Genomic DNA, 12,202 nt, shown 5'->3' with positions numbered 1-12,202 from the left:
GCCAGGTGTTTGCATGGATCTTGTCATCGCCCGACCCGAAGGATTGTATTGCCCGCCCGGGGATTTCTACATCGACCCCTGGCGCCCAGTGGAGCGCTCGGTCATCACCCACGCCCACGGCGACCATGCCCGGGGCGGCAACCAGCACTACCTGGCCGCGGCACCCGGCGAAGGCATCCTGCGTTCGCGACTGGGCCAGGACATCAACCTGCAGACCCTGCCCTACGGCGAACGCCTGCTGCATCACGGCGTGACGCTGAGCTTCCATCCCGCCGGCCACGTGCTGGGATCGGCCCAGGTGCGCCTGGAATATCAAGGCGAAGTCTGGGTCGCGTCCGGGGACTACAAGGTCGAACCCGATGGCACCTGCACACCGTTCGAACCGGTGCAATGCCACACCTTCATCACCGAGTCGACCTTCGGCCTGCCGATCTATCGCTGGCAGCCCCAGGCGCAGATCTTCAATGAGATCAACCAGTGGTGGCGGGCCAACATCGCCGTCGGACGCGCCAGCGTGCTGTTCTGCTATTCCTTCGGCAAGGCCCAGCGCATTCTCCACGGCATCGACGCAAGCCTCGGGCCGATCCTCGCCCACGGCGCGGTGGAGCCGCTGAACCGCGTCTACCGCGAGGCCGGCATCCATCTGCCGCCGACGATCTACGCCGGCGACGTGAAAAAGAACGATCCGCTCATGGGCCAGGCGCTGGTCATTGCCCCGCCCTCCGCCGGCGGTAGCACCTGGATGCGGCGTTTCGGCGATTACAGCGATGCTTTCGCCAGCGGCTGGATGCGCCTGCGCGGCACCCGCCGGCGGCGCGGCGTCGACCGCGGCTTCGTGCTCTCCGACCACGCTGACTGGCCGGGCCTGCTGTGGGCGATCGAGCAGACCGGCGCCGAACGGGTCATGGTCACCCACGGTTCGGTGGGCGTGCTGGTTCGCCATCTGCGCGAGCTGGGCCTCGACGCCCAGGGCTTCACCACGGAATACGGCGATGACGAAGAAGACGTGGCCAGCACCGCCGACGCCGAGGAGGACGCCCCATGAAAGCCTTCGCCGAACTGTATGCCGACCTGGACGCCACCACCTCCAGCAATGCCAAGCTGGCCGCCATGCAGGACTACTTCGCCAAGGCCCCGCCCCAGGACGCGGCCTGGGCCGTGTACTTCCTGTCCGGAGGACGCCCGCGGCAGTTGGTCCCGGTCAAGATCCTGCGGGAATTGGCGGTGCAGGTCTCGGGGCTGTCCGCGTGGTTGTTCGAGGAGAGCTATCAAGCCGTGGGCGACCTGGCCGAGACCATTTCGTTGGTCATGCCCGAGTCGCCCCACCGTTCCGACGAAGGCCTGGCCCTGTGGATCGAGGAGAAACTGCTGCCGTTGCGCGGCGAGACGCCCGAGGTGCTGGCGCAGCGACTACCCGCCTTGTGGGCGCAACTGGACCGGCCGAGCCTGATGCTGTGCATCAAGCTCATCACCGGCAGTTTCCGCGTCGGCGTGTCCAAGCTGCTGGTGACCCGCGCCCTGGCCGGCCTGGCCGGGCTGGACAGCAAGCGGGTGGCCCAGCGCCTGGTGGGCTACACCGACCTGTCCCATCGCCCGAGCGCCGCGAGCTACCTGAAGCTGATCGCCGCCGAGTCCGCCGATGAACATGCCCAGCGCGGCGGCCAGCCTTATCCGTTCTTCCTGGCCCACGCGTTGTCTGCGCCGGTGGAACAATTCGATGCCCTGCTGGGCCCGGCCAGCGGCTGGCAAGTGGAATGGAAGTGGGACGGCATCCGCTCCCAGGTGGTCAAGCGCGACGGCCATTTGTGGGTCTGGTCCCGGGGCGAAGAATTGGTGACCGAGCGTTTTCCCGAATTGCATTCACTGGCCCGGGCCTTGCCCGACGGCACGGTGATCGATGGCGAAATCGTTGTCTGGAAAACCTCGCCCGCGCTGACCGAGGACGCGTTCGACCCGGATACGCCGCTGTCCGCCTCGGTGCAACCCTTCGCCCTGTTGCAGCAGCGTATCGGGCGCAAGACCCTGGGCAAGAAAATCCTCGAGGACGCGCCGGTGGTGGTGATGGCCTACGACCTGCTGGAATGGCAGGGCGAGGACTGGCGCAATCGCCCCCAGGCCGAACGCCGCGAGCAACTGGAGGCCTTGCTGGCCCGGGTCCACAGCCCGGTGCTGCTGCCCTCGCCGGTCGTCACCGGCCAGGACTGGCTTGACCTCGCTCGCCAACGAGAGGCGTCGCGCAGCCTGGGCGTCGAGGGCATGATGCTCAAGGCCCGCGATGCGCTGTACGGCGTCGGGCGCACCAAGGACATGGGGGTGTGGTGGAAGTGGAAGATCGACCCGTTCAGCGTCGACGCGGTGCTGATCTACGCCCAGCGCGGCCACGGTCGACGCGCCAGCCTCTATAGCGACTACACCTTCGCCGTGTGGGACAACCCGCCAGGCAGCCGCGAGCGCACGCTGGTGCCGTTCGCCAAGGCCTACTCCGGCCTGACGGACGCCGAGATGCGCCAGGTCGACAGCATCGTGCGCAAGACCACCGTGGAGAAGTACGGCCCGGTGAGCAGCGTCACGCCGACCCTGGTGTTCGAACTGGGCTTCGAGGGCATCGCCCTGTCCAAGCGCCACAAGAGCGGCATCGCGGTACGGTTCCCTCGGATGCTGCGTTGGCGCCAGGATAAAACCGTCGATGAAGCCGACACGTTGGCAACGCTTCAGGACCTGCTGAAATAGCAGGCACTCCCTTTGTGGCGAGGGGATTTATCCCCGCTGGGCTGCGAAGCAGCCCCCAAAAAGCCTGAGATGAACAACCTGACACTCCGAGGCGGCTGACTGTTGGGTCTGCTGCGCAGCCCAGCGGGGATAAATCCCCTCGCCACAAATAATTGCTCCCCCCATAGTGTTTACCCAAACAACGCACGCGCCATCCCGGTGCACCTTTTTGTTGTACGATCTCCCCCTCGCGCACCAATGCGTTCCGTTGCCCGCCGCCGACGCTTTTAAAACACTTGTTCGGCACTCTGGTTCGGAAATTGCTACCTTTATGCCGTCATACCGTTCTCGCCTTCACCGGTAACAATACTTACGCGCCACAAGCGCTCATATTGGTTTTAGGGATTGAATAATGAAAAAAACACTGCTGACCCTTTCTGCACTGGCGTTGTGCATGGCCGCCGGCGTTGCCACGGCCAAGGAATACAAGCAATTGCGTTTTGGTGTCGATCCTTCCTACGCCCCGTTTGAATCCAAGGCGGCCGACGGCAGCCTGGTGGGTTTCGACATCGACCTGGGCAATGCGATCTGCAAAGAACTGAAGGTCGAGTGCAAGTGGGTCGAAAGTGACTTCGACGGCATGATCCCGGGCCTGAAGGCCAACAAGTTCGACGGCGTGATTTCTTCCATGACCGTCACCCCGGCGCGTGAAAAGGTCATCGACTTCTCCAACGAACTGTTCTCCGGCCCGACCGCCTACGTATTCAAGAAGGGTTCTGGCCTCAACGAGAGCGTCGCTTCGCTCAAGGGCAAGACCGTCGGCTACGAGCAGGGCACCATCCAGGAAGCCTACGCCAAGTCCGTGCTGGACAAGGCCGGGGTCAAGACCCAGGCCTACCAGAACCAGGACCAGGTCTACGCCGACCTGACCTCCGGGCGCCTCGACGCGGCCATCCAGGACATGCTGCAGGCCGAGCTGGGCTTCCTGAAATCGCCGAAGGGCGCCGATTACGAAATCAGCAAGCCGGTGGACAGCGAACTGCTGCCGTCCAAGACCGCCATCGGTATCAAGAAAGGTAACAACGAGCTGAAGGCGCTTTTGGATAAAGGTATCAAAGCGTTACACGATGACGGCACGTACGCCGAAATCCAGAAAAAACACTTTGGCGATCTGAATCTGTACAGCGGCAAATAATGCGCGGCGCCCATCCCTTACGCGGATGGGCGCTTTTTTCCTGCCAAAGGCTTCCTCCATGTTCGAACAACTCCTACAAAATCTGGGGCTCGCCGCCTTCAGCCTGCAGGGCTTTGGCCCGCTGCTGTTGCAGGGCACCTGGATGACGATCAAGCTGTCGGCCTTGTCCCTGCTGTTGAGCGTCGTGCTCGGCCTGCTGGGCGCCAGTGCCAAACTGTCGAGCGTCAAACTGCTGCGAATTCCTGCCCAGCTCTACACCACGTTGATTCGCGGCGTGCCGGACCTGGTGTTGATGCTGCTGATTTTCTACAGCCTGCAAACCTGGCTGACATCCTTTACCGACTTCATGGAATGGGAATACATCGAGATCAACCCATTCGGCGCCGGGGTGATCACCCTGGGCTTCATTTACGGCGCGTACTTCACCGAGACCTTTCGTGGTGCGATCCTCGCGGTGCCGCGGGGCCAGGTCGAAGCCGCCACGGCATACGGACTCAAGCGAGGCCAACGCTTTCGCTTCGTGGTGTTTCCCCAAATGATGCGCTTCGCCTTGCCGGGCATCGGCAACAACTGGATGGTGATGCTCAAGGCCACCGCCCTGGTGTCGATCATCGGCCTGGCCGACCTGGTCAAGGCCGCCCAGGACGCCGGCAAGAGCACTTACCAACTGTTCTATTTCCTGGTACTGGCGGCCTTGATCTACCTGCTGATCACCAGTGCCTCCAATTTCATCCTGCGCAGGCTTGAACGCCGCTATGCCGCCGGAGCCCGGGAGGCCGTGCGATGATCGAACTCTTGCAGGAATACTGGCGACCGTTCCTCTACAGCGACGGTGTCAACGTCACCGGCCTGGCGATGACCCTGTGGCTGCTCAGCGCTTCGCTGCTGATCGGCTTCTTGGTGTCGATCCCGCTGTCCATCGCCCGGGTTTCGCCCCAGCGTTTCATCCGCTGGCCGGTGCAGTTCTACACCTACCTGTTCCGAGGGACGCCGCTCTACATCCAGTTGCTGATCTGCTACACCGGCATCTACAGCATCGCGGCGGTACGCGCCCAGCCCGTGCTCGACAGCTTCTTTCGCGATGCCATGAACTGCACGATCCTGGCCTTCGCCCTGAACACCTGCGCCTACACCACGGAGATCTTCGCCGGGGCGATCCGCAGCATGAACCACGGCGAGGTGGAAGCGGCCAAGGCCTACGGCCTGACCGGCTGGAAGTTGTACACCTACGTGATCATGCCATCGGCATTGCGCCGCTCGTTGCCGTACTACAGCAACGAAGTGATCCTGATGCTGCACTCGACGACCGTGGCATTCACCGCTACCGTTCCCGACGTACTGAAAGTGGCCCGGGACGCCAACTCGGCGACGTTCCTGACGTTCCAGTCGTTCGGGATCGCCGCGCTGATCTACCTGACCGTCACCTTCGCACTGGTAGGCCTCTTCCGCCTCGCCGAACGCCGATGGCTGGCCTTTCTCGGGCCGACCCACTAGGGCCTTGTTCCAGGACACACACGCACATGCGCCACCAGATCCATGACCTGCTGGCCCCGGTACCGGGGACCGCACGCAAGATCCACAGTTTTCACTTCGGCCCGGAAAAGGCCGCCGGCAAGATCTACATCCAGTCGTCCCTGCACGCCGATGAACTGCCCGGCATGCTGGTGGCCTGGCACCTCAAGCAACGCCTGGCGGAGCTCGAAGCGTCAGGCCACCTGCGCTACGAGATCGTGCTGGTGCCCGTCGCCAACCCGGTCGGCCTTGAGCAGGTGTTGATGGACGTGCCGCTGGGCCGCTACGAAACCGAGAGCGGACAAAACTTCAACCGGCGCTTCGTCGACCTGAGCGAAGAGATCGGCAACGAAATCGAAGCACTGCTCACCGACGATCCGCAGCACAACCTGATGCTGATCCGCACCAGCCTGCGCGATGCCCTCGCGCGCCAGACCGCCGGCACGCAATTGCAATCCTTGCGCCTGGCGCTGCAACGGCTGGCCTGTGACGCCGACATGGTGCTGGACCTGCATTGCGATTTCGAAGCCGTGGCCCACTTGTACACCACCCCGGAAGCTTGGCCGCAGGTCGAGCCGCTGGCCCGCTACATCGGCGCCGAGGCCAGCCTCCTGGCCACCGATTCGGGCGGCCAGTCGTTCGATGAATGCTTCACCCTGCTCTGGTGGCAACTCAAGGAACGCTTCGGCGAGCGCTTCGAGATCCCCCTGGGCAGCTTTTCGGTCACCGTGGAATTGCGCGGCCAAGGCGACGTCAACCATGGCCTGGCGAGCCTCGACTGCCAGGCCCTGATCGAATACCTGATCCGCTTCGGCGCGATCGACGGCGAACCGATGCCCATGCCCGAACTGCCCTACCCGGCCACGCCACTGGCCGGGGTCGAGCCGGTGGCGACGCCGGTGGGTGGCCTGCTGGTCTACAGCGCCCTGCCTGGCGAATACCTGGAGGCGGGCCAACTGATCGCGGAAATCATCGACCCGCTCAGCGACACCGTCACCCCTGTTCATTGCCGTAACGCCGGGCTGATGTACGCCCGTTCGCTGCGCCGCATGGCCACCGCCGGCATGGTGATCGCCCATGTCGCCGGCGCCGAAGCCTACCGCAGCGGCTACCTACTTTCGCCTTGAGGATGCCTGTTCCATGTACAAACTGACCATCGAAGGCCTGCACAAAAGCTACGGCGAACACGAGGTGCTCAAAGGTGTTTCGCTCAAGGCCAAGACCGGCGACGTCATCAGCCTGATCGGCGCCAGCGGCTCGGGCAAGAGCACCTTCCTGCGCTGCATCAACTTCCTGGAACAGCCCAACGACGGCGCCATGAGCCTGGACGGCCAGGCGATCCAGATGATCAAGGACCGCCACGGCATGCACGTGGCCGACGCGGGTGAACTGCAACGCATCCGCACCCGCCTGGCCATGGTGTTCCAGCACTTCAACCTGTGGAGCCACATGACCGTGCTGGAGAACATCACCATGGCGCCACGCCGGGTGCTGGGGGTTGATCGGCAGGAAGCCGAGGCCCGTGCCCGTCGCTACCTGGACAAGGTCGGCCTGCCCGCGCGGGTCGCCGAGCAATACCCGGCGTTCCTCTCCGGCGGCCAGCAACAGCGCGTGGCCATCGCCCGCGCCCTGGCGATGGAGCCGGAGGTCATGCTGTTCGACGAACCGACCTCGGCCCTCGACCCGGAGCTGGTGGGTGAAGTCCTGAAGGTGATCCAGGGCCTGGCCGAGGAAGGCCGGACCATGATCATGGTGACTCACGAAATGAGCTTCGCCCGCAAGGTTTCCAACCAGGTGCTGTTCCTGCACCAGGGCCTGGTGGAGGAAGAAGGCGCGCCGGAAGACGTGCTGGGCAATCCCACCAGCGAACGGCTCAAGCAGTTTCTCAGTGGCAACCTGAAATAGATTCGGGCATCTGAAAGAAGGGCCAGGTATTCATTTTGTGGCGAGGGGATTTATCCCCGCTGGCTGCGAATCAGCCCCAAGGGATTGGGGCTAATCTGCCGGATGCTCCGAAGTGGTCAACCGAGGGCTGCTTCGCAGCCCAGCGGGGATAAATCCCCTCGCCACAGGTTGTTGCCCGGCGATCAACCGTAGCGTCGCCCGCCAATCACTTGATAAAACCTTTCCCATCCCGCCGTGGTCACTGAAAGAAGACGTTCAGGGGCGCACACGGCAGGCATGGCGACAACCAATAACTTCGCGAAACAGTGGTTCGATGCCCGCGGCTGGAAGCCGTTCGCCTTTCAGAAACAGGTGTGGGCCGCCGTCAAGCGAGGCGAGTCCGGGTTGCTCCACGCCAGCACCGGCGCCGGCAAGACCTACGCCGTCTGGTTTGCCGCCCTCAACCGCTTCGCCCGCCCGGCGCCGCCACCCGACAAGCCGCGCAAGCGCAAGCCGCCGGCCGAACCGCTGACGGTGCTGTGGATCACGCCGATGCGGGCCCTGGCCGCCGACACCGGCAAAGCCCTCGAAGCGCCGCTGGCAGACTTGCAACTGCCCTGGAGCGTCGGCCTGCGGACCGGCGACACCAGCGCCAGCGAACGGGCCCGCCAAGGCCGGCGCCTGCCCACTGCGCTGATCACCACGCCGGAAAGCCTGACACTGATGCTCGCCCGCGCCGATGCCCACGTGGCCACCTCGACGCTGCGCATGGTGGTGGTGGATGAATGGCACGAATTGATCGGCAACAAGCGTGGCGTGCAGTTGCAGTTGGCCTTGGCCCGCCTGCGCCACTGGAATCCGGACCTCATCGTCTGGGGCGTGTCCGCCACGCTGGGCAACCAGGACCATGCCGGACACGTGTTGATCCCCCAGGGCAACGGGATCAGCGTGCAAGGCGCCGACAGCAAGGCGTTGCAGGTCGACACCTTGCTGCCCCCGGCCCTCGAACGCTTTCCCTGGGCCGGACACATCGGCCTGAAAATGCTGCCCCAGGTGGTGGCGCAGATCGACGCCAGCCGCAGTTGCCTGGTCTTTACCAACACCCGTGCCCAATCGGAAATCTGGTACCAGGCCATTCTCGAAGCCAGGCCCGACTGGGCCGGCCTGATCGCCCTGCATCACAGCTCGTTGTCGCGCGATACCCGCGATTGGGTGGAGCGCGCATTGAAGGACGGCCAGTTCAAGGCGGTGGTCTGCACCTCCAGCCTCGACCTGGGGGTGGATTTCCTGCCGGTGGAACGGGTGCTGCAGATTGGCTCGGCCAAAGGCGTAGCCCGGCTGATGCAACGGGCCGGGCGATCCGGCCATGCGCCGGGACGAACCTCGCGAATAACCCTGGTGCCGACCCACAGCCTGGAATTGATCGAGGCGGCGGCCGCCCAGGACGCTGTGGCCCAACGGCGCATCGAGCCGCGCGAATCCCCCCACAAGCCGCTGGACGTGCTGGTGCAACATTTGGTCAGCATGGCGCTGGGGGGCGGCTTCGTGCCCGAGGCGTTGTTCGACGAGGTGCGCGGCGCCTGGGCCTATCGCGACCTGAACCCGGCCGAATGGGCCTGGGCGCTGGCCTTCGTGCGCCACGGCGGCCTGTCATTGACCGCCTACCCCGATTACCGTCGGGTCGAACCGGACGAGCACGGCATCTGGCGGGTACCCGACGCCCGCCTGGCCCGCCGTCATCGCATGAGCATCGGCACCATCGTCAGCGACGCCAGCCTGCAGTTGAAATTCTGGAGCAAGGGCGGTGGCGGCAAGACCCTGGGCAGCGTGGAGGAAGGTTTCATCGCCCGCCTGCGGCCGGGGGACGGCTTCCTGTTCGCCGGGCGCCTGCTGGAGCTGGTCCGCGTCGAAGACATGACCGCCTACGTCCGCCGCAGCCAGGCGAAAAAAGCCGCGGTGCCGCGCTGGAACGGCGGGCGAATGCCCCTCTCCAGCGAACTGGCCGCCGCGGTCGTGGCCCGCCTGAGCGAAGCGGCGCAAGGCCGTTTCGAAGGCCCGGAGATGCACGCCGTCAAACCGTTGCTGTTGACGCAACAGCGCTGGTCCGGCTTGCCCACCCAGGGTTCGCTGCTGGCCGAGGCGCTCAAGTCCCGGGAGGGCTGGCACCTGTTCCTCTACCCGTTCGCCGGGCGCCAGGTCCATCTGGGGTTGGCAAGCCTGCTGGCCTGGCGCGTCAGCCGGCAACAGCCGGTGACGTTCTCCATCGCCGTCAACGACTACGGCCTGGAACTGCTCAGCGCCACGCCAGTGGACTGGTCAACCTACCTGACGCCCGGGCTGCTAAGCACCGAGCACCTGCTGGCGGACGTACTCGCCAGCCTGAATGCCGGCGAACTGGCCCTGCGCCGCTTTCGTGAAATCGCCCGGATCGCCGGGCTGGTATTCGCCGGTTACCCCGGCGCGCCCAAGAGCACCCGCCAAGTCCAGGCCTCCAGCGGCCTGTTCTTCCAGGTGTTCAAGCAGTACGACGCCGACAACCTGCTGCTGGCCCAGGCCGGGGAAGAAGTCTTGCGTGAAGAATTGGATATCCGTCGACTGGAGCAGACCTTGGAACGCCTCAACGCCTTGACGCTGGACCTGCATGTCATCAAGCGCCCCACCCCGCTCGGTTTCCCGCTGTTGGTGGAGCGATTCCGGGAAAGCATGAGTTCGGAAAAGCTCGCCGATCGCATCCGCCGGATGGTGAACGAGCTGGAAAAAACCGCCGATCGCGGTGACGCCTGATGCCCGCGGCCTATCCCGTCAACCTGGCCGGGGAGGAACTCTGGCTGCTGCCGGAAAAAGCCCTCTACTGGCCCGCCCAGGAAACCCTGATGGTGGCCGACGTGCATTTCGGCAAGGCCGCCGCCTACCGCAGCCTCGGCCAACCGGTGCCCCACGGCACCACCGCCAGCAACATCGAGGTTTTGGATGGGCTGCTGGCGCGCCTGCCGTGCCGGCAACTGATCTTCCTCGGGGACTTCCTCCACGGTCCGGGCTCCCATGCGCCAGGCACCCTGAACGCCCTGGCCGACTGGCGCGCCAGGCATCCGCACCTGGCAATGACGCTGATCCGTGGCAACCACGACAAGCGTGCCGGCGACCCGCCCGCGGCGCTGAACATTCGCGTGGTGCCGGAACCTTTGCTGCTGGGCCCGTTCGCCGTGCAGCACGAACCGGACCCCCACCCTAGCCGGCACGTCCTGGCCGGGCATGTGCACCCGGTCTATCACTTGAGCGGCAAGGGCCGGCAACGCCTGCGCCTGGCCTGCTTCCGGCTGGGCAGCGACATCAGCCTGCTGCCCGCCTTCGGCGCATTCACGGGGGGCTATCGGGTCGAACAGGACAACGACTGCAGGATCTTCGTCATTGGCGATAACGAAGTATGGCCCGTCAATTGACGGGCCATACCGTGATCAGGCAACTGGCGCGGGTGGCGGCTCGTCCGGCAGGGTAGGCTCGCCGGGCTCGGTGGGCTGTTCGTTGGGAGTATCGGGATCAGGCTGGCCGGGGATGCCACCTGCCGCTTCGACAGGATGGGCCAGCAGTGACCAGGCCATGACACCAATCTGATTGGGCTCAAGCCTTGCCAGTTCGGCACTGATTCGCGGATCGATCTTCATAGAGCAACTCCTGAGCGAAGGCCCGCTGCGCTGACGCAAAAAAAAACGGGCAGTACACCCAATAGAGTGCCTGCCCGCCCAGGAATTCCCACTGTTCGTCAGAATCAGGTCCGCGGCAGTGTCACGCCACGCTGGCCCTGGTACTTGCCGCCCCGATCCTTGTAGGACACTTCGCACTCTTCATCGGATTCGAGGAACAGCATCTGCGCCACGCCCTCGTTGGCGTAGATCTTGGCCGGCAGGGTCGTGGTGTTGGAGAACTCCAGGGTCACGTGGCCCTCCCACTCCGGTTCCAGCGGCGTGACGTTGACGATGATGCCGCAGCGGGCGTAGGTGCTCTTGCCCAGGCAGATGGTCAGGACGTTGCGCGGGATGCGGAAATATTCGACGGTACGGGCCAGGGCGAACGAGTTCGGCGGGATGATGCAGACGTCGCTCTTGACGTCGACGAAGCTCTTCTCGTCGAAGTTCTTCGGATCGACGGTGGCCGAATTGATGTTGGTGAACACCTTGAATTCGTCGGCGCAGCGCACGTCGTAGCCGTAGCTGGAGACGCCGAAGGAAATCAGCCGGTCGGCGCCTTCGCCACGCATCTGGCGCTCGACGAAGGGCTCGATCATGCCGTGCTCTTGCGCCATGCGGCGAATCCACTTGTCCGATTTGATGCTCATGGCGGGTTCCTGAATAGCGAGGTGGAAAAAAGACGTCCGGCATCTTACCGGGGCACGGGGCCGGGTTCAAAGCACGGGACGCAAATCTCGCCGATCCGCCGCGATTTACGGGGCCTGGCGCCCACTGCCGCCGCCGTCAGTCACCAAAACCGAGAAACCTTCGCAAAGACCATTGGCACGTTCCGGAAAAAGGGTTAAGGTGGCGTCACTGTGTTGCTTGTGTCACTGAGAATCTCTACACGATATGTTGAATTTCGATCCAACCATCTACAAGAATTTTTCCTGCTCTTTGCACTCAGTCTCGGCCAGGGTTCTTCCTGAGTCGCAGTTATCTTTGTTCAAGGAGTTACACCATGTCTAATCGCCAAACCGGTACCGTTAAGTGGTTCAACGATGAAAAAGGCTTCGGCTTCATCACTCCACAATCCGGTGACGATCTGTTCGTTCACTTCAAAGCTATCCAATCCGACGGCTTCAAAAGCCTGAAAGAAGGCCAACAGGTTTCTTTCATCGCTACCCGCGGTCAGAAAGGCATGCAAGCTGAAGAAGTACAAGTTATCTAACTTGTC

At 63.9% G+C, this 12,202-nt stretch carries 12 protein-coding genes; 10 read left to right on the top strand and 2 right to left on the bottom strand.

The genetic code is table 11. The features are described from left to right. Positions 1 to 13: 13 nt before the first annotated feature. From Q6A48_RS18850 to pdeM, 9 genes are all read left to right on the top strand, one after another. Positions 14 to 1,045: a ligase-associated DNA damage response exonuclease gene (locus Q6A48_RS18850; RefSeq protein ID WP_304555727.1), complete on the top strand. Its 1,032-nt coding sequence runs from the start codon at positions 14 to 16 to the stop codon at positions 1,043 to 1,045. Continuing rightward, positions 1,042 to 2,730 carry an ATP-dependent DNA ligase gene (locus Q6A48_RS18845; protein WP_304555725.1) on the top strand — a complete coding sequence of 563 codons (1,689 nt, stop codon included), beginning with the start codon at positions 1,042 to 1,044 and terminating at the stop codon, positions 2,728 to 2,730. The genes Q6A48_RS18850 and Q6A48_RS18845 overlap by 4 nt, the downstream gene beginning before the upstream one ends. Positions 2,731 to 3,121: 391 nt before the next feature. Beyond that, positions 3,122 to 3,904: a transporter substrate-binding domain-containing protein gene (locus Q6A48_RS18840; RefSeq protein ID WP_304555723.1), complete on the top strand. Its 783-nt coding sequence runs from the start codon at positions 3,122 to 3,124 to the stop codon at positions 3,902 to 3,904. A gap of 58 nt (positions 3,905 to 3,962) precedes the next feature. Further along, positions 3,963 to 4,691, top strand: coding sequence for an ABC transporter permease (locus tag Q6A48_RS18835; RefSeq protein WP_304555722.1), 729 nt, complete (start codon positions 3,963 to 3,965; stop codon positions 4,689 to 4,691). Continuing rightward, positions 4,688 to 5,398 carry an ABC transporter permease gene (locus Q6A48_RS18830; RefSeq protein WP_304555721.1) on the top strand — a complete coding sequence of 237 codons (711 nt, stop codon included), beginning with the start codon at positions 4,688 to 4,690 and terminating at the stop codon, positions 5,396 to 5,398. Before Q6A48_RS18835 ends, Q6A48_RS18830 begins: the two co-directional genes overlap by 4 nt. A gap of 26 nt (positions 5,399 to 5,424) precedes the next feature. Beyond that, positions 5,425 to 6,543, top strand: a complete 1,119-nt coding sequence (locus Q6A48_RS18825) for a succinylglutamate desuccinylase/aspartoacylase family protein (protein ID WP_304555720.1) — start codon at positions 5,425 to 5,427, stop codon at positions 6,541 to 6,543. Positions 6,544 to 6,556: 13 nt separating this feature from the next. After that, on the top strand, positions 6,557 to 7,321 hold the full coding sequence (locus Q6A48_RS18820; protein ID WP_304555719.1) for an ABC transporter ATP-binding protein: 765 nt from the start codon (positions 6,557 to 6,559) through the stop codon (positions 7,319 to 7,321). 276 nt (positions 7,322 to 7,597) lie between these two features. Continuing rightward, positions 7,598 to 10,084 (top strand): ligase-associated DNA damage response DEXH box helicase, encoded by a 2,487-nt coding sequence (locus tag Q6A48_RS18815; RefSeq protein ID WP_304555717.1) that lies wholly within the window; start codon positions 7,598 to 7,600, stop codon positions 10,082 to 10,084. Next, entirely contained in the window at positions 10,084 to 10,740 is a 657-nt protein-coding gene (gene pdeM / locus Q6A48_RS18810; protein WP_304555716.1) for a ligase-associated DNA damage response endonuclease PdeM, read from the top strand. Before Q6A48_RS18815 ends, pdeM begins: the two co-directional genes overlap by 1 nt. A gap of 15 nt (positions 10,741 to 10,755) precedes the next feature. Here pdeM and Q6A48_RS18805 read toward each other — a convergent pair whose 3' ends face one another. Continuing rightward, positions 10,756 to 10,962, bottom strand: a complete 207-nt coding sequence (locus tag Q6A48_RS18805) for a hypothetical protein (RefSeq protein WP_003184748.1) — start codon at positions 10,960 to 10,962, stop codon at positions 10,756 to 10,758. Between the two features lie 104 nt (positions 10,963 to 11,066). Continuing rightward, positions 11,067 to 11,633, bottom strand: coding sequence for a dCTP deaminase (dcd, locus tag Q6A48_RS18800; protein WP_003184751.1), 567 nt, complete (start codon positions 11,631 to 11,633; stop codon positions 11,067 to 11,069). A 353-nt stretch (positions 11,634 to 11,986) separates the two neighbouring features. On the opposite strand from dcd, the gene Q6A48_RS18795 reads away from it, so the two are divergent. Beyond that, a complete protein-coding gene (locus Q6A48_RS18795) occupies positions 11,987 to 12,196 on the top strand; it encodes a cold-shock protein (protein ID WP_002554837.1) in 210 nt (69 codons plus the stop codon). The last annotated feature ends 6 nt before the right edge of the window (positions 12,197 to 12,202 follow it).

The sequence above is a fragment of the Pseudomonas citrullilanati genome (assembly GCF_030580855.1).
GTDB lineage: Bacteria > Pseudomonadota > Gammaproteobacteria > Pseudomonadales > Pseudomonadaceae > Aquipseudomonas > Aquipseudomonas citrulli.
This window is presented reverse-complemented; position numbering and strand designations above follow the sequence as displayed.